Consider the following 19,214-nt stretch of genomic DNA (forward strand, 5'->3'; position numbering starts at 1 on the left):
ATTTGTCACACGGACATAGTTGGATTACCACTCCCGCCTGCCAGCGCGGTTGTAATATGCTTAATCTACTAATTAAGTCTAAGGAGTAGATCACATATGCGCAAAAGGAACTCCCTTTTCAATTCCTATGTTTTTATTTTTCCAAGTCTGTTTTTAACTTTGGCGTTAGGCATCTATCCGCTTATATGGGCGTTTCGCTATATGTTTTACGATTATCAGGGATATGGCGAAGAGAAATTTATCGGTATCGATAATTTTGCAAGATTGCTGCGCGATACGGAATATTGGCATTCGGTATATAACACGATGATCTATGCGGGTGGCAAGCTGATTATTGTGCTGCCGCTTTCGTTAATCCTTGCCGTTATTTTGAATCGGGGGATCAAAGGGAAGGTACTGCTGCGCGCCGTGTATTTTATGCCGACGATCATAAGCACATCCGTCATGGCGATTGTATTTTTCACCATTTTTAACTCGTATAACGGACTGCTCAATCAATTTTTGCTAAAATACGGCTTAATCTCCAAAGCGATTGATTGGCTGGGACCGGATTACGCCATGATTACGGTAATTATTATGGCCATATGGGGGGCAATCGGAAACTATATGCTCCTTTTCATAGCCGGATTGCAAGGGATTCCAGATGATTTATACGAAAGTGCATCCATCGATGGAGCGAATGTGGTCCAAAAGTTTTGGTACATTACCATTCCTATGCTCGGACCTGTCTTGCAGATGATCGTTATGCTTGCCATTATCAACTCCCTGAAAGGGTATGAAAGTATTATGGTCATGACCGAGGGAGGACCTTTCGGCAAAACCGATGTCATGTATCTATATGTGTACAAGCTATTTTTCCCAGTTTCGGCTGTTTCTCCGACCGTCCAACAAATTGGCTACGGCAGCGCCGCCGGTTTCGTAACAGCCCTGATCGTCGGGTTGATTACCATTGTTTATTTCGCGATGTCCAAACGATTGAATCAGGATTAACAGAGGAGGGTATACAATGACTACTAGCACGAAATCAGGCGGTCATCTCAGCGGCCGCATTATCGGGCACAGCATCAAATGGATTTTTTTGATCGCAGTCGCCTTTTTCACGATATTCCCTATTATTATGGCGATGCTGGGCTCCGTAAAAACGAATGCTGAATTGACGACCGGTGCTACGCTATTGCCGAGCGTCTGGAAGTTCTCCAACTATGCTACAGCCTGGAAACAGGCCAATTTCGCACAGTTTACGTGGAACAGCCTCTTTATCAGCGTAATCGTGACGATCGGCACGCTACTCGTTGCAACAATGTCGGCTTATGCTGTGGACAGAACGAGGTTCCCGGGTAAAAAATTGTATGTAGCCCTGCAAGCGAGCACGATGTTTATCTCGATTGGCGCCGTGGTATTGATGCCGCAGTTCAATCTCATGGTTAAACTTGGTTTAAACAAATCCCTTTGGGGCGTCATTCTCATTCTGATCAGTTCCCACGCGGTCATTTACTTTATGTTGATCGGCTTCTTTAAGGCTATACCGAAGGATTTGGACGAAGCGGCTTACATCGACGGCTGTAATTTCTTTACAGTGTATTGGCGAATTATTCTTCCGCTCTTGAGCCCAGCACTAGGCGTCACTGGACTGTTCACGTTCCGCGGCGCTTGGAATGAATATATCTTGCCGCTGGTCTTCACGATGACGAACCCGAAATTGCAAACACTGACGGTTGGGCTGGCTAATTTACGCTACGGCATTGGCGCCGCGGCCGAGGCACATCTGATGATGGCTGGAGCATGTTTATCTTTCCTGCCCATTCTGGTCGTCTATGTATTGGCGAATAAGTCATTTATTCAGGTGACGGCAGGAAGTGTAAAAGGATAATTGTTACAGGAACATACAAAAGAGTTATTTTCCCCCACCTGGAAAGTTGATTTGTCCTTCACGGTCAAAACGAATATAGCGTTATTATGAAAACAGTTACATGAGGCATGGTTCAGACATTTGAAAGAGAAAAACGGGAGGGTTAACAACATGAGTAAAAAAGTAGTAATGAGCGCAATGCTTGGCGTTACACTGGTAGCTTCACTTGCAGCATGCGGTGGACAAACCAATCAACCTACGAATAATAGTGGCAGCGCAAGCAGCGCACCTGCAGCAAGCGGGCAGAAGACGAAGCTTGCCTACTGGACGATTGACCGTCATGACGCTGACTATATGAAGGAAGTTATCAAAAAGTTCAATGAAACCAACAAGGACAACATTGAAGTTGAGATGACGGTTATGGCGGACAACTTTAACCAGTCGGTCGATATTGCTTTTGCAAGTAAACAAGCACCTGATATTTTTCGGACCAATGATTTCCCCGGCTTTGTGAAGAAAGGTTATCTATTGCCCCTGAACGATATGATGACAGAGGATATGAAGAAACGGTATAATAATCTACTTGTTGAAGATAGCAATATGGTCGACGGAAAAATTTATTCGCTTCCGAACACAGGGCAATATTGGAGATTAATCTATAACGTTGATCTTTTCAAAAAAGCAGGCATTACGGAACCGCCGAAAACGATTCAGGAAATGGTGGAAGACGCCAAGAAAATTACGGAAGCCGGCAAAGATATCGGAGCTTACGGTTTTGCGGAAAACTTCAAGAATCCAAGCTCTGCCTTCTCACGGATTGCCAACCCTATCGGATCCTTCAGCGGAACGTCCGTGTTGGACGGCTATAATTACAAAACAGGCCAGTACGATTTTGCTGCTTATAAGCCTATTGTTGAGGCGCTTCGCCAAATGAAGCAGGACGGCAGTATGTTGCCTGGTGTTGAATCGCTTGACATTGATCCGCTTCGTGCCCAATTCGCAGCTGGAAAAATCGGCATGTATTTTAACCACTCGGGTGAACCTGCTGTGTATCAAAGCCAATTCCCGACCCAAATTAATTGGAGTGCAGCTCTGCCCCCAACGATTGACGGGAAACAGCAAGGAACTGTAGCGGTTGCCAATACGGGGAATTATATTGGAATCAACAAAGACACTCCGAACAAAGATAAAGCATGGAAATTCTTGGAGTACATCTATAATCTGGACTTCCAAAAGGCATACCACGAAAAAGGTCTGGGCATCTCGATTGTGCCGGATGTGAACGCCACTGCGAATAAGCCGGCTATGCCAGGTATTGAAGGTTTCTTGCCTACGAAGTTCGACGCTTTATATGCAACGACTCCGACTGGCGTAGCAGAAACAAAGGTGGAAGGAACAAAATTAGGGAACGTCATCATTAAATACATGCTTGAGGGCGGAGACTTGGACAAGCTTTTGAGCGATTTGAACACTCGCTATAATGCGGCTTTGGACAAAGCGCGTGCCGCGGGAGAAACCAAGATGAAGGCGGATCCGAATTTTGATTCGGGCAAACTGCAGGGTAGTCTTGCCAAATAGGCGTAAAGTTTAATGGATACAATAGGTAAGGGGCGCGCGGCCTAAAGCAGCGCGTCTCTTCCTTATTATTGTGCGGAGAAGGGGGAAACAGCTTGAACAAATGGTATTATCGGCTTTCGCTCCGCCGGAGGTTATGGTTCTTGGTTCTGATACTGACTGTCGTTTCCATCGCAATCACAGGAATGATGTCGTATTGGATTGCTTTCCGTTCAACAGAAAGTGAAGCCTTTATTTCCAGTCAAAATACACTCAATAAAACAGCGCGCGTGTTTGACGAGAAGCTTAGACACATCATTGTTACGACTTCTTCCATGATGCTCAGCGACCCCTTCAAGAACACTATGGAAGATGTTGTTTCGAATCATTCGGCTTCCTATTATACGCGGTTATCTTCTTTGCAAACGCCTCTAGGGCAAATGAAACTCATAGAGCCTTCGATTCAGTCCGTTTTGATTTACACACCTGTTGGCGAGATGTATGCCACGAATGATCTTCGTAACGGACAGATTCGTTTCAAAGATACGCTATTCTCCCAATATCTGAACACAACCGAGCGTGTCGTATGGCTGGAAGATCACGAGGATCCGCTTTTTTCAGGAAAGTCGAGGGTAATTTCGTTGATCATGAAGCCCGTTACGGAAGCGGACGTTCGTGATGTATATGTCGTCGTTAACGTCAAGGAAGAGGCCATTAGCAAGGTTGTCACAGATGGTTTATTGGATCAAACCAAAAACTATTATCTCATATCAAACAAAGGTGAAACTGTCCTTCCGCTAAGCGGCAATACACTTCCCTTTCAAGGTGACTCTTCTTTTTTAGAGCAGCTGAAGAACCAGGATCGTGGATTTTTCAAGCATGACATCGCTGGTAAAAAGTATTTGGTTAACTATTCGAGGCTGACACTGGCGGACAATTGGACGATGGTCAGCGTACAGACGCAGTCGGATTTGCTTCATCAAGTGAATCGCATTAAAACAATCACCCTCTGGATCATGTTATGCTGCGCTATATTGGCTTTCGTGTTATCCAATGTCATCTCGAGCTTTCTCCTGAAGCCGCTCCACAAACTGCAAGGTTTAATGAAGAAAGTGGAACAAAATCAACTCGATGTGCGCTTCACCAGTAAATATGAAGATGAAGTGACGCAGGTCGGGCTGAAGTTTAACCGCATGCTGGAGGAAATTTCTTCGCTGATTGAGGACGTCAAGGAAGCCGAATATGAGAAACGCAAAATGGAGGTCAAAGCGCTTCAGGCGCAAATTGATCCGCACTTTTTGTATAACACATTGAATACAATCATTTGGAAGTCGGAAACGTCTCAAAACCGGGACGTCACGGAGATGATTACGTCACTGTCTCTCTTGTTCCAGTTTGGCTTGAACGGCGGGAATGAGATGACCACTTTAGCGAAAGAGATGGATCACGTAAGGCAATATTTAATGCTTCAGCAAAAATGTTACGAGGACTTGTTCGAGTATTCGATTGAGCTGACGGATCAGACACTACGGGATGTCCCCGTTTTGAAAATTATTTTGCAACCTTTGGTAGAAAACTCCATCTTGCATGGCTTTCAGAGTATGGAAGGGATGGGGAATATTCGGATATCCATCTCCGAATCCGAGTCACATCTCATTCTACTGGTGGAGGACAACGGTGCAGGCATGGATGTCCCATCCGTCGATGCGGATATGCGGAGTGAACAGCCGTCGAAGAAAAGCTATGCGCTTCGCAATGTGTATGGGCGACTGCGGCTTTACTACGGCAATAAAGCAGATATTCGTCTGAGCAGCGAGCCTTATGTCTCCACCACGGTGAAACTAACTATCCCATTGACAGGCGAGTGATGAAGCAATGACGACTGAACTTAGAATGTGTGTGATCGACGATATCAAAACCGTCGTACAGGGCATTGCCAATCAAATCGATTGGACGTCTTACGGTGTGTGTATTTCGGGTACTGCGAGCAATGGCGAGCAGGGGATTGAACTGATCAAACAAACGGAGCCGCACATCGTGCTGACGGACATTCGAATGCCCAAAGTTGACGGGCTGGAGATGACCAGACAGATCCTGGCTTGGTTTCCACGAACGAAAATTGTCTTTTTAAGCGGCTATACGGATTTCGAGTACGCGCAGGAGGCGCTTCGCCTAGGTGCGTTCGATTATATTGTCAAACCGTATACTCCCCAGAAGATTATCGATGTTGTGTTGAAGGCGAAGCAGTCCATTGAAGAGGAAATTCATGAAACACAGCGTTATCGGGAAATGGAAAGAAAGCTCCGGGAGAGCTTGCCATTTTTGCGGCAGGAATATTTTCAACTGCTACTGCAGTTCCGTACGACCCCTGAACAGGCCCAAAAGCGTTGGGATTTTCTGAATATTGGACTTGAACGAGAGCGTTTCATTGTGATGTTGACAGAAATCGATCAGTTCAGCGAGCAAACGGATACGCTGCCTGTCCAGGAGGTCGAACTCATCCGGTTTACCGTTCACAATATTTTGGAGGAAAGCTTGAGGGAGCACACCAAAGGTTTTGTATTTCGGGATCATACGAACCGATTTGTGGCGATATTCAATCCTTCGGATGCTTATCATGCAGACGTCATAGCGGAAAAATGCCGCGAAAATGTCAATAAATACTCCCGATATACGATATCGATTGGACTTGGAGAAGAAGTGCAGGAGATCCATCAGATCTCGTATTCGTATTCCCAGGCGTTCGCGGCCATCTCCTATAATTTCTATACGGGAGGCAATACCGTTTACACGTATCGGGATTTGAGCCCAGTCCATCAAACGTTGCCCCGCTACTCTCCCGAGAAGGAGAAGGAGCTTTTTTACTGCTTGAGGTCGGGTAATTTGCAAAAAGCGTGCAGCCTTGTAGATGAACTGTTTGAGGAAGCCGTTCATGCCTCGACGCCTCCTGCTCCTGAGGTGGTGAAAGGAATGTGTGATGAGCTGGCCTTTCTAATCAATCGGGTTTTTTCTGAAAAGCTAACGCGCGATGAGATGGAAGGGATTGAACGTTATTTGTATTCCATCAAAAATCTCTCTTCCTATAAGCTGAAAGAACTTCAAGAAAACATTAAGGAATTGTGCAGGCTCGGCTGCGAATTCATTCAGAAACGCCACGTTGAAGATGTGAACCAAGTTGTCGAGCAAGTCATTGCGCATATCCGGCAGAATGTCTCTTCCAACATGACCGTTAATGATTATGCCAAATTGGTTTATTTGAGCGGCAGTTATTTTGCCAATCTATTCAAAAAGGTAACGGGGATGACGGTCACCCAATTCGTAACGACGGAGCGGATGGAGCAGACGAAAGCTATGTTGCTTGAAGGAAAGCAGGTTCAAGAGATTGCTCAGGCTCTGGGGTATGAAGACAGGCGGCATTTCAGTGAATTGTTTAAGAAACATACGGGGATGACACCCTCAGAATTTAAACAGCTGTATATAAAATAAAAGTCTAGCAAAAAGAGGTGCTTGATATGCGTCAAAAATATTCCTATCTTCCTCCGAAGAACGGGTATCCCGAGTGGAACAATAATCCGGAGATTTTTCAATTGAATCGAATGAAAGCTCATGCCACTTTAATGCCCTATGCTTCGGTAGAAGAAGCTCTTAAAGGGGAAAGAAGCGCATCCAGATCCACGGTTTCACTTAATGGCATGTGGCAATTCAGCTTTGCCGAAACCCCGGACCAGCGTATTAGGAATTTTTATGAAACGGGTTATGATACCAGCGGCTGGGATACGATTCAAGTTCCGGGGCATTGGCAGCTTCAAGGTTACGATTACCCGCAGTACACGAATGTTAGATATCCTTGGGAAGGCAAAGAGGATATTAAGCCCCCTTTTGCACCGACGAAGTATAATCCCGTTGGCTCTTATACACGAACGTTTACAGTGCCAAGTGAATGGAATAATTTACCTATTTATATTAGTTTTCAAGGTGTGGAATCAGCCTTTTACGTCTGGGTGAACGGTGAATTGGTCGGGTACAGCGAAGACTCGTTTACTCCTGCGGAATTCGACCTGACCCCTTATGTACACGAAGGCGAAAACAAATTGGCTGTAGAGGTCTATCGCTGGTGCGACGCCAGCTGGTTGGAGGATCAGGATTTCTGGCGGATGAGCGGGATTTTCCGCGATGTTTACTTGTACAGCACGCCGAGAGTGCATATTTACGATTTTAGTGCTGTAGCGGATTTGGACGACGAATATCGGCATGGCCTTTTGCACATAAAAGCAACAGTGACGAATGCGTTCAGTGAGCATTTAGACAGGCACACGCTGGAAGTCAGCCTTTATGATCAGGATGGGAATCTTGTACAAGCATCTTTGTCCGCGGACGTTAAGCTGGACGGTGAGAATGAGCAGGAACTTCATCTTCGCACAATGCTGAATGACCCAATGAAGTGGACGGCTGAGACTCCAAATTTGTACCATTTGGTTCTATCGTTGAAAGATTCATCCGGAGATTTAGTTGAAGCGGTGAGCTGCCGCATCGGTTTCCGCAGATTTGAGTTGATCGATGGGCTGATGAAGATTAACGGCAAACGAATCGTGTTCAAGGGTGTAAACCGTCACGAGTTTAACTGCGATACAGGCCGCGCCATTCACTACGACGATATGGTTCGCGATATTCAGCTGATGAAAGCCTATAATATCAACGCTGTTCGTACTTCACATTATCCGAATCATCCGCTTTGGTATGATCTATGCGATGAATATGGGCTGTATGTCATTGACGAAACCAATCTTGAGACGCATGGCAGCTGGTCCAATTTCCAAGAGGAGGAAGGCTGGACCGTCCCTGCGAGCAAGCCGGAATGGACGGCTAATGTCTTAGACCGGGCGAATTCCATGCTGCAGCGGGATAAAAATCATCCTTCAATCATCATCTGGTCGCTGGGCAATGAATCCTGGGGCGGAGACAATTTTATTAAAATGCACGATTTCTTCCGGTCCAACGATCCAACTCGGTTAGTTCACTATGAAGGTGTCACGCGCTGCCGGAAATCCGATGCAGCTTCTGACATGGAAAGCCAAATGTATACACTTCCTAGCAAAGTAGAGGAGTATGCACTTACTAATCCTAAGAAACCTTTTATTTTATGTGAATATAGTCACGCGATGGGGAACTCGAATGGGAATCTCTTTAAATATTGCGAGCTCTTTGATAAGTATCCCATTCTCCAGGGCGGCTTCATCTGGGACTGGATTGACCAAGCCATCCGTACGAAAACCTCAGAGGGTACCGAGTATCTGGCCTACGGCGGGGATTTCGGTGACACTCCTAATGATGGGACCTTTTGCGGGAATGGTCTTATTTTCGCGGATCGCCGTGTAACTCCTAAATTAGTTGAAGTGAAGAAATGCTATCAGAATGTGAAGTTTGAGATGGTAGATTTGGAGCAATGCCGCATTCGTGTAAAGAACAACTTCCTGTTTACGAACTTAAGCGATTATGATTTGAAATGGGAATTGGCGAAAAATGGTATAGGCCTGGATGAAGGGCTCGTTCCGCTAGCGGTGGAAGCGGGTGACACGGCAGAGATTACACTTCCTATTGGGCTGCCAATGAACGTGAACGATGGTGAGGAGTGTACATTGACGATTCAATTGCTAGAGAAGGAAGATAGAGCTTGGACGGATGCCGGGCATGAGGTTGCATTCGAACAGTTTTTGCTGCCCGTTGTGACGCAGGCTGTGCCATCTCCAGAGGCAGGGGAGTTGCGTACGGAGGAGTCGGAGACGTCTTTTACAGCGTTAGGTTCCGATTTTAGCGTTTCGTTCAGCAAGTTGACCGGAGATTTGAGTTCCTATTCGTATAAAGGCGTCGAGCTCATGAAAGAAGCTCCGAAGCCAAACTTTTGGCGTGCCAGTATCGACAATGATAAAGGGAATAAGCTCCCGGAACGAAGCAGGACTTGGAAGGAAGCCGGACAGGAGCGTAAGCTTCATGTCATGCATATACATGCCTACGCGGATAAGGTAGAAATAGCGGTTGAGTACATTTTGCCAACTACACACAGTTCGTCTTGCAAACTGTTCTATGTCGTGAGAGGGGACGGTACGATTCAGCTGAGTGAGGAACTGCAGCCTGGTCCTAACCTGCCGGAAATTCCTGAGATCGGCATGCTGTTTCAGCTGGATGCCAGCTTTGAGAACCTGGCATGGTACGGCAGAGGCCCGCATGAAAATCATTGGGACCGTGCGGAAAGCGCAAGGTTGGGGATCTATCAAGGGAAAGTTGCCGACCAGTATGTACCGTATCTGCGCCCTCAAGAGTGTGGGAACAAAACCGATGTAAGGTGGGCTGAGCTGACCCGTGCCGATGGACTTGGCTTACGGATTGAAGGGGCCAGAGCTGTGGAGCTGAACGCGCTGCCTTACACACCGTCTGAGCTGGAAGCGCACGATCATATGTATAAGCTGCCTCCTAGTGACAAAATCGCGCTGCGAGTGAACTACCGGCAAATGGGGGTCGGCGGCGATGATAGTTGGATGTCGAAGACGCATCCGGAGTTTACCCTTTATGCAAACCGCAGTTACGCATATAGCTTTTCTTTTAAAGGTATAACGCACTAATTGAATAGGGGGAAAAGGCAATGACACTACAAGCATCTATGATTGTCGACAAAGACTTTATTCTCGATGAGGTTGATCCACGGATTTACGGTTCTTTTATCGAACACTTGGGACGTGCGGTATATGGAGGTATTTATGAACCCTCCCATCCAACAGCAGATGAACGCGGATTCCGCCGGGATGCCTTGGAAGTTATTCGGAGATTGCAGGTTCCAATTATTCGATACCCTGGCGGAAACTTCGTATCCGGCTACAACTGGGAGGACGGCGTTGGCCCCCAATCGGAGCGCAAACGGAAGCTGGAGCTGGCTTGGTGGACGACAGAAACCAATCAAGTTGGAACGAATGAATTCGCCGATTGGGCTAAGCTTGCGGGTACAGATGTCATGATGGCCGTTAATCTTGGCACGCGTGGTGCAGATGATGCGCGCAACCTGGTGGAATACTGCAACCACCCGTCTGGCTCCTATTGGAGCGACCTCCGAATATCCCATGGCTATAAGGAGCCCCACCGGTTCAAAACATGGTGCTTAGGCAACGAAATGGACGGCCCATGGCAAATCGGCGCCAAGACGGCGGTAGAATATGGCCGACTGGCCAATGAAACGGCGAAAGTCATGAGATGGGTAGATCCAAATCTTGAGCTTGTCGCGTGTGGAAGCTCCAGCAGCGGCATGGCGACATTCGCCGATTGGGAAGCTACGGTTTTGGATCTGAGTTATGATCAAGTGGATTTTCTATCCTTGCATACGTATTACAACAATAACGAAAACAATTCGGAGAATTTTCTTGCCCGTTCACTGGATATGGATCAATTCATCAGCACGGTTGCTTCCATCTGTGATTATGTCAAAGCCAAGAAGCGGAGCAAGAAGAAGTTATACCTGTCTTTGGACGAATGGAACGTATGGAATTCGATTGGCACCAGCCGTGCTACGGAGCGCTGGCAGATTGCGCCGGCTGAATTCGAGGACACTTACACCCTTGAGGATGCCCTTGCCGTCGGCTGCTTTTTGATTACCATGCTTAAGCATGCTGATCGGGTGAAAATGGCGTGTATGGCACAATTGATCAATGTCATCGCGCCTATTATGACCGAGAACGGCGGGCCAGTTTGGCTGCAAACGACGTATTATCCTTATCTCCATGCTTCCCTTTACGGCAGGGGAAAGGTGCTGCATCCTGTTATCCGATCGCCGAAATACGACTCCAAAGACTATACGGATGTTCCGTATTTGGAAGCCATCAGTGTTTATAACGAGGAACAGAGTCAAATTACGGTTTTTGCTGTGAATCGTCATCTGAGCGAAACGCTTGATCTGGATATCAATCTTCGCAGCTTCCGTGAAGTTAGGTTAGTCGAGCATTTGGTGCTTGAACATGACGATCTGAAAGCAACCAATACCAAGCTTCATCCGGAAAATGTGATCCCTCACAACCAAGGAACTGCAAGAATGGAAGAAGGTCATGTTCAGGCTAGGCTATCTAAGCGTTCATGGAATGTGATTCGTTTGGACGTTATAAAGGAATAAATAAACAAGGTCAGTCGATGTAATGTCGATTGACCTTGTTTGTATTAGCCGTTTGTGAGAAGGATAGTAAGCCTGCCGGCTTCCACCTGGATGTGACATTCTCCGTTATGGTCGGGGAAATAGGTTGTCTTGTCGTGGGGATTCAAAAGTGCTGCTCCAGCTTGGCAGTGGAATGTGTGCGGCTGTTCTGTCCCGTTCACCAACAAGTAGAACATGGTTTGTTCATCCCGGAGTATTTTGTACATCCGTAATTCAGAGCAATCGGCATCCGTTGGCAAAGATTGTATGACCAGTGCGGATGCTTCCCGGGTTTTTGGATAGAGCAGAGTTAGATAATCTTGATTGCAATTAGAGCTGTTATATCGCCCGGCATCATCACCGCCACCGCTGCTGCTAACACCGCCACCCTCACCCCCAAAATCGCTGCGAATTCGGAAGTGTTCTTGCACGGTTAGGGGATAGGCGCCGGATACGGCTCCGTGATCCTTAGATACTGAAATGCCGCTTGGCTCAAGGAAAGTGACTTCCAATTTCATGTCATTTAAACCATGGGCAGTAATCCGATTATTCTCTATATCCGACAAGGTGCTCATCGCATGCAGATTCCAAACGCTATTGTTCTCACTGCGAATACGATCCCAAACCACATAAACATCAACGCCGGCTTTCACATAGGCAAAGTGGCGATGGTAAGTTTCCGCATGGACATCTGGAATTTTACTCCGAACATAATCGAGTTGATTCGAAAAGAAAACTTCCTCACAGAGGCTTTTCAGCGGGCCATTTTGTATGGTTCCTGCCACGTCTATGAATTGAACCACGTTATGCGCGTGTCCGTTTACATACCAGTGACGGTCCCCATTGTAATACCCACCCGTCCCAGGGTCCAGGGTCAGCGGGGTACCGTTCGCCCAGATGGCGAAATGCCCCTCATCGTGATGGGCATGATAGGTGAGCGGCGAAGATTCAAAAATGGCATAGTTCTCACGACCCCAAACACCGGAATGTTGGCGGAAAATAATATAGCCCATCCCTGGATAGTGGACAGAAGTCAGCGCAGGTGCTTCTTGAGGAAGCTCTGGCTGTGGGTAGAGAAGTGCGAGCAGGGTGCAAGGATAAGCACCCGTATCTCGGACCACGCCACCCCCATGCTGCCATGCCCACATCATTTCCCTACTAAGCTGTGAATCCGTTGTGGTATAAAAGGGCGCTACGTAAGCAAACATACGGAACCATTGGTCGTCAACCGTTGAATCGCCAACAGCAGGAGACAGCAGTTTAGGCTCCGAATCCGGCCCACCCTGAATGGTATCCTTCGGAGTCACTGTGTCGATTAAGAAGCGGTACATCTTTTTTATCTTGTCTTGTGACCAGTAATCCACGCCCTTAAGTCGCTGCAGCAGCGTGAAAAATAGAAAGTACCTATGCAGCACAGCGCCATGGTAACGGATATTTTCAGGCCATGCGCCGTCCTGGTCTACGACATGTTCCAGCTGCCAATCGACGACAGCACAGGCATGGGCTAGATAGTCATCAGCGAACTTCTCCTGGGGGAAAATGAGCGCGTAGATCCCGAGGCCTGTAGCGCGGTCCGCGTTCCAGTTGCTCCGTTTGCCTCCCTTTTCATCCGGAAACTGCTCCAGATCGAACCGATAATATGCAGTGTCCATCATCATTTCAGCTATATAGCGGAAGTTAGCATGAATGTCTGCGTTCTCATGTGGAGGGATGATGCCTGAGTCAGCAATCTGGTCGTATATGACCGATAACACCGCGATGCCTCGGCCTATATGAACGGCTCCGTAAGTATCATCCTCATGCCAGCCAGTCGCTTTTAAAATATCCATGCCTTGGCACATATCGGGCAGCATGTACAACATCTTTCGTTTGGCCTGCTCTGCGTACTCCGTATTCCCCGTTACCATATAGACGTTTGCATCCGCTCCAGCTGTCTCCAGCAAGGCAGCCCAATTGGTCGGTGTTTTGCGGTTATAGGAGGGAGAAATATATACCGCATCCACAGGCTGACCGGCAGCGTCCTGGAACTCCACTTCGATCGTTACACCGTCATCCGAGAAGTGTTGATCCAATCGAAGATTCGTCTGAATATTATAGTGCTCCTTGGCATGCACAGGAATCGGATCTGTAATTGACAGTTGCATGTGGTCGTTATTTGACAAGTTCTTCACGTGCAAACATTGCCCTTGTCCGGGGTTTTCGGAAGGCTCAAGGGAGGCTGAGCTTGTGACGGAGTGCGACGATGCTGCCCATCCGAGTAACCCGTGATCGAACCTGCCGTTCTCGAGCGGAATAGGCAGCCCTTTTTCCGAATGGGTAAGCTGCACTTGGTTGATCCAAACTTCCCCTGTTCCCCGAATATGTAAATTGAACTTTAGATAGGCAGCGTTCTCCGGCGTTCGGAACACAAAAGGAACGGTTCGGAAAGCGTATATCCGTTGAATAGGCAAGGACAATTCCTCATTGGCAAATGCGTCGGACAACTTCCATTGCCGCTCATATTCCTGCCGCAGCTTAGGCTGCATGAAAATCCGATTGCGAATACTCTCCAGCTGCTCCGCACTGTAGCAGGCGAAAGGACGATTGGCCGTCGCGATCTTAGATTGGTTTGTCATTTCAAGTACCCCCGAGTGGTTAATGCTTACTTATATAAACACTATATCACCTGCTCTTTTTTTAGTGAGGGGGACAATTCATGTTAGGAAGGGGGGCAAATCAACTGAAATGATAACGTCAATAATTTCATTAATTACATATCTATCAATGTTTAATATAATGAACTATAAATAGAAACAGGGTGGGATAATTTCACTAATGAGCACGAATATTGAAATTCTTGAAACAACAATATGCCCAAATTGTATGGAGATAACTCCCGTTCTCAAAGGCTTTATGACTTGGTGCGATAAATGTGAGTGGAATTTGAAGGCCGATGATAAAAAGGGGAAACCAAGAAATGTTTTTGAACGAACCTATTTGCAGGTTGGCGAGAAAATGGGTTCCGATTTACTACAGACTTTGATTCAAAAAGGTAGTTTACACACAACGTTTTCATGGATGCGCCTGTTTACTTATCTTGCCGCTTCTGCTGTTCATTTGTTCAGTTTGTTTCTTTTTGTAAGTGGGATACTCCTGGTCGTTTTCAATGTTCAAAATATCATTATTCTGATTCTTGGTTGTATATTATTGCTATTTGCATGGGGGACTAGACCTCGCTTCCATAAGTTGAATGAGAAAACATTGGCGAGAGAGGCATTTCCAGCCCTATATCGCGCGATGGATGATATCGCTAAAGCAATGGGATCAGATCGTGTGGAAGGCGTTGTGATAAACGAAAAGTTTAATGCTTCCTACAGAGAAATTGGCTTGGGCCGGAAAAAAATCATTACATTAGGACTGCCGTTAATTCAAATTCTTGATGAGAAGGAATTAACTGCATTAATTGCACACGAGTTAGCTCATGGTATCAATGGGGATCAAAATAGAAGCTACTGGGTGGGGGCCGCTTTTTATACTTTAAATTACTGGTATTCCGTTATTCGGCCTGATCGGCTTTGGGATCCTGGTTATCGGCTTCTTGCTTTTTTCATGTTTTTTGCGAATGTGGTTCTGTTAGCAGTATCTCAATTCATTTATTTCCTTCTTTATGTCCTTTGCCATTTGTTTTGGCAAGATTCGCAGCGTGCTGAATATTTAGCCGATCAACTCGCGGCTCAGACGGCAACTCCTAAAGCCACGATATCCTTGTTAAATAAACTGCATCTGGACGCCATGTTCGAATTTACGATTTTAAAAGTAATCAATTCAAAGAGAATAGGTCATTTCTTCGAAGATTTTCAGGAGCAAATCAGGATTTTACCGCTTCGGGAAATGGAAAGGTTGAAACGAGCTTCCGTAAAAGCTGGGGCACGGCTAGATGCTTCACATCCTCCGACTGCAAACAGAGTCTCTTTCATCTCCAATTTAGAGCAAGATGAGCCGTTATACAGAATGGATAAGGAAACTTTTGAACAACTGAATGCTGAATTAGATCAACTAAAATCATCTATGGAGCAGAAGCTTATCGATTATTATAAAAGATATGTATTATTGCAGTGATGGTTATTGTGCGATCAGGGGAGTCATTTCTAATGTCAAAGAGACCCATAACTCATTGTTGTGGGTTTTTATTTGCAATTATAACTTCACAAACGAACATATATTCGGTATCATAGAGGTGGATTATTATTCCAAAATGAATTGGAGACTTCGCTATGATTAGCTTAGATAGAAGTACGATTCTTCAGTATAAGAAATTTACAGAGTGGACGGATACCTTACATGATTTAAACGGAAGCATCTGGTTACAACCTATCGCTGAAAGAAAAGCATCCGTAGGAGAAATCATTTCGCACCTAAAAAATTGGGATAGTTACCTCATCACAACGGTTATACCAGCAATTAAAGCTGGGGAAGGCATCGTATTTCCGGATTTCGATTCATTTAATCATTTAGCTTATGAATATGCCAGATCAGGAATTTCCCAAAATCGTCTGCTCGATGAATTTAAGCTAACTCGTCTTCAGTTAGTTGAAATTCTTTTAGCTGAAACAGAAGTTGTACTTAAACATGTTACAGTGAATGGAGTAGAAACTTGCCCGCATACAGGCACACCCTATTCTTTAATTTACATCATTCACGAATTTAATGATCATGACAAGCACCATAAAAATCAAATTTTAACGGTAATATAATTTTATAAAGCAAACATGTTAAAGGGTGGGGTAAGTGGAGATATACCTAATTGCCGCAATGGACAAAAACAGAGTCATCGGTAAAGACAATGACATTCCATGGAGGATCCCCAATGACTGGCGGTATGTTAACAAAATAACAAAGGGGCATACAATTGTATTGGGGAGAAGGAACTTCGAATCCATTGGAAAGGTACTTCCCGATCGTAGAAATATCATATTAAGTAGAGATACAGAGTTAAACATAGAAGGTTGTGAGATGGCGCATTCCATCCAAAAAGTTTTTGATCTATGCCAGCATGATGAGAAGATATTCATTTTTGGAGGAGAACAGATTTACAAATTATTTATGCCATATGTTAAAAAAATGTATGTAACAAAAATTCATCATGAGTTTGATGGAGATACCTATTTTCCGGAAATAGATTTTAGTGAATGGAAGGAAGTATCCGTTGAGAAAGGGATAACTGACAGTAAGAATCCTTTCACTTATTTTTTTCATATTTATGATAGAAATTAGGGAGGAGTCAAATATGATTCAATCAATAGTTCATATTGCTCTAGTGGTAAAAGATTATGATGAAGCAATAGACTTTTATACAAAGAAGCTGAACTTCACTTTAGTAGAGGATACCTATCAACCTGAGCAAGATAAACGATGGGTAGTAGTATCCCCGCCAGGTTCAGTTGGCACCACGTTATTGCTTGCGAAAGCATCGAAAGAGGAACAAGATAGGTTTATCGGAAACCAGACGGGTGGTAGAGTTTTTCTGTTTTTAAACACGGATGACTTCTGGAGAGATTATAATGACATGTTGGCAAAAGGAATTGAGTTCGTTAGAGAGCCCAAAGAACAATCCTATGGAATTGTCGCCGTGTTTAAAGATCTATATGGGAACCTATGGGATTTGCTTGAATTAAATGAGGACCATCCTATTCATAAGAGAATAAAATAATTTCCATTGGGGCTACCTGCTAGTGAATAGCGTTAGTTCAAATAAACCAGAGCAGATCGCCGCGGCAACTGCTCTTTTTGTCATTGAGGATTGCAGGGTCAAACTCAACGAAGGGACGAAGCTTTTAATTTAAAGCCGTTCATACACGTATCCCAAGCTTGGTTAGATCCTCTCCAGTCTTCCCCTTGTGGTAGGAGCACCGAGCTAATTCCATCTAGCCCCCAAGACTCGTAAATCACATCTTTGCTGTCTTTCTGGTGGTTATTCACGATCAGAAGGTGGAATTTTCCATGTTTCAGCCTTTTTAATGCGGCATGCAGCTCTTGTGCTTCCTTTTTTGTAGCATTGGTTCTAATAAAAAGAAGGGGTTGACCTTGCATAGTTTTCATAAACCGATCTACGCGTCGATTGAGCTTTTCTTTAAACGCGGGATAAGCATCACGCCATCGCTCCGCAGTAAGAGAAAGAGGGAAGTCATGGAAAGATGTTACGCCACTTGCGTTATCTCTTATAACAAAGCATTCATAGGTAGTGCCAATGAGTTCAAGCTGGCTAAGTTCCATAAATCCTTTGAAACGATGATTTATCAAACGAACCACTTCCCCGCTCGAATCGGAAATAAACCAATCTAAGGGCCCCGCATATTTTCGTAAGCCCAGTCTTCTAAGCTGATGGGCTGTTTGACATGTTGAACCTAGACTAATGTAGGCTTTATAACCACCTAGGGAATCGCGCGATTTCATAACTTTCACTCCCTTTTCAACAACGATCTCCTTCACCATGATGAGTAGAATTAAATTATGCAAAAATAAAATTTCCGCTTGGGCAAACGTGTAGTGCAATTTGTTATTTCACTACCTCAGAACAATAATTGAAAAATGAAGCAGAATATAGACTTATGCCCAAGCAATGATCACGTACCCAGCGTATGATTATACCGTAGTTAAAATTCACTTGAGGGGAATGACTAGATATGAGTGGTGCAAGTTGTGCTGGATATGGTGTTAACAACGCAGCAGCTGTTCTGGTTCTTTTTATTCTTTTGGTTATTATCTTGATGACTTTTGCAATCTAACCTGACATCGCAAAAAACAAAAAGCGGTCTTATCGCGAGATAGAAGCGATATAGACCGTTTTTTTGTCGTTTAAATAAAGCTGACAGGTGAGTTGGGTACTGGCTGGAAATATCAAAAAGGCCGCCCTTATTTTTTATCGAAGGGTGACCTTTTTATGGCTAATGAAGGTGAAATTTGAGTTGCTGTGGTGGGGTAATATATAAGATTCAACTTTAAAAATAATGCGTGGGCACATGGCTGGAATTTACACTATTTTCTGGGATGTTTTAAAAAAGGATATGACCCGAAAATCTTTATTATAAATGCCGGTTATTTATACTCAATTTGGTACATACGTCCAATCAATCATTACGTAACCAACATATTTTATACCGTAGTGACATTTCACCAGAGGGGAATGAGTACACATGGGAGCAGTAGGTTATGGTGGTAGTTGTGCAGGTTATGGTAACAATGCAGCAGCAATTTTGGTTCTCTTTATTCTTTTGGTAATCATCACATCCGCATTTGTATGGTAATTTCTTAATTTAATTGAGAAAAACAAAAAAAAACGGCCCATTCGCGATACAGTCGCGAACACGGGCCGTTTTTTTTGTTGTTCACCCTTAATTTTAACGGGAGCCTTGAGACAAGAATGTATGCCCGGAAAATAAAGGAACCTAGAGCCGTTATTCTGGGAAAATCGGCCGTTTCCGCGTGTTGAGGGAACTACAGGGCTCTATTTACCTGCCAATCTCCATTTTCCCTGCCAAAACGGAGAAATAACGGACGCTAGTTCCCTTTAGCTCCGAAATGGACACTTTACAGCAAAATAGGGGCCTGTAGTGGCGTTAATTGTAAGTACACGGTAAGATTCGAAAGCTTCTGTGTAATTCTCAT

14 protein-coding genes are annotated in these 19,214 nt (G+C 45.1%); 12 read left to right on the forward strand and 2 right to left on the reverse strand.

Features of this window, described 5'->3' with window-relative positions; all coding sequences use genetic code 11:
• Window positions 1–96 precede the first annotated feature (96 nt).
• From AC3WTJ_RS04305 to arfA, 7 genes are all read left to right on the forward strand, one after another.
• Window positions 97–990, forward strand: coding sequence for a carbohydrate ABC transporter permease (locus AC3WTJ_RS04305; RefSeq protein ID WP_492520725.1), 894 nt, complete (start codon window positions 97–99; stop codon window positions 988–990).
• 16 nt (window positions 991–1,006) lie between these two features.
• Window positions 1,007–1,870 (forward strand): carbohydrate ABC transporter permease, encoded by an 864-nt coding sequence (locus tag AC3WTJ_RS04310; protein WP_492520726.1) that lies wholly within the window; start codon window positions 1,007–1,009, stop codon window positions 1,868–1,870.
• 150 nt (window positions 1,871–2,020) lie between these two features.
• On the forward strand, window positions 2,021–3,427 hold the full coding sequence (locus AC3WTJ_RS04315) for an ABC transporter substrate-binding protein (protein WP_492520727.1): 1,407 nt from the start codon (window positions 2,021–2,023) through the stop codon (window positions 3,425–3,427).
• A 92-nt stretch (window positions 3,428–3,519) separates the two neighbouring features.
• Window positions 3,520–5,271, forward strand: coding sequence for a sensor histidine kinase (locus AC3WTJ_RS04320; RefSeq protein WP_492520728.1), 1,752 nt, complete (start codon window positions 3,520–3,522; stop codon window positions 5,269–5,271).
• A gap of 7 nt (window positions 5,272–5,278) precedes the next feature.
• The gene (locus tag AC3WTJ_RS04325; RefSeq protein ID WP_492520729.1) at window positions 5,279–6,889 is read left to right on the forward strand and encodes a response regulator; all 1,611 of its coding nucleotides are present in this window, start codon (window positions 5,279–5,281) and stop codon (window positions 6,887–6,889) included.
• Between the two features lie 26 nt (window positions 6,890–6,915).
• Entirely contained in the window at window positions 6,916–10,020 is a 3,105-nt protein-coding gene (gene lacZ / locus AC3WTJ_RS04330) for a beta-galactosidase, LacZ type (RefSeq protein ID WP_492520730.1), read from the forward strand.
• Between the two features lie 20 nt (window positions 10,021–10,040).
• Complete coding sequence (gene arfA, locus AC3WTJ_RS04335) at window positions 10,041–11,552, forward strand: arabinosylfuranosidase ArfA (protein ID WP_492520731.1); 1,512 nt, start codon at window positions 10,041–10,043, stop codon at window positions 11,550–11,552.
• Between the two features lie 44 nt (window positions 11,553–11,596).
• Here arfA and AC3WTJ_RS04340 read toward each other — a convergent pair whose 3' ends face one another.
• Window positions 11,597–14,185 carry a heparinase II/III domain-containing protein gene (locus tag AC3WTJ_RS04340; RefSeq protein WP_492520732.1) on the reverse strand — a complete coding sequence of 863 codons (2,589 nt, stop codon included), beginning with the start codon at window positions 14,183–14,185 and terminating at the stop codon, window positions 11,597–11,599.
• 379 nt (window positions 14,186–14,564) lie between these two features.
• On the opposite strand from AC3WTJ_RS04340, the gene AC3WTJ_RS04345 reads away from it, so the two are divergent.
• The 4 genes from AC3WTJ_RS04345 (at window position 14,565) to AC3WTJ_RS04360 (ending at window position 17,259) form a co-directional block, all read left to right on the forward strand.
• Window positions 14,565–15,668 (forward strand): M48 family metalloprotease, encoded by a 1,104-nt coding sequence (locus AC3WTJ_RS04345; RefSeq protein WP_492520733.1) that lies wholly within the window; start codon window positions 14,565–14,567, stop codon window positions 15,666–15,668.
• Between the two features lie 155 nt (window positions 15,669–15,823).
• The gene (locus AC3WTJ_RS04350) at window positions 15,824–16,303 is read left to right on the forward strand and encodes a DinB family protein (RefSeq protein WP_492520734.1); all 480 of its coding nucleotides are present in this window, start codon (window positions 15,824–15,826) and stop codon (window positions 16,301–16,303) included.
• A 34-nt stretch (window positions 16,304–16,337) separates the two neighbouring features.
• A complete protein-coding gene (locus AC3WTJ_RS04355; protein WP_492520735.1) occupies window positions 16,338–16,823 on the forward strand; it encodes a dihydrofolate reductase in 486 nt (161 codons plus the stop codon).
• A 13-nt stretch (window positions 16,824–16,836) separates the two neighbouring features.
• Window positions 16,837–17,259 (forward strand): VOC family protein, encoded by a 423-nt coding sequence (locus AC3WTJ_RS04360; protein WP_492520736.1) that lies wholly within the window; start codon window positions 16,837–16,839, stop codon window positions 17,257–17,259.
• A gap of 104 nt (window positions 17,260–17,363) precedes the next feature.
• On the opposite strand, the gene AC3WTJ_RS04365 is transcribed toward AC3WTJ_RS04360, so the two are convergent.
• Window positions 17,364–18,101: a DUF1796 family putative cysteine peptidase gene (locus AC3WTJ_RS04365; protein ID WP_492520737.1), complete on the reverse strand. Its 738-nt coding sequence runs from the start codon at window positions 18,099–18,101 to the stop codon at window positions 17,364–17,366.
• Window positions 18,102–18,742: 641 nt separating this feature from the next.
• Between AC3WTJ_RS04365 and AC3WTJ_RS04370 the strand changes: the two genes are divergently transcribed.
• Window positions 18,743–18,853, forward strand: coding sequence for a YjcZ family sporulation protein (locus AC3WTJ_RS04370; protein WP_127455728.1), 111 nt, complete (start codon window positions 18,743–18,745; stop codon window positions 18,851–18,853).
• The last annotated feature ends 361 nt before the right edge of the window (window positions 18,854–19,214 follow it).

The sequence above is a fragment of the Paenibacillus sp. FW101-FHT12H11 genome (assembly GCF_058790355.1).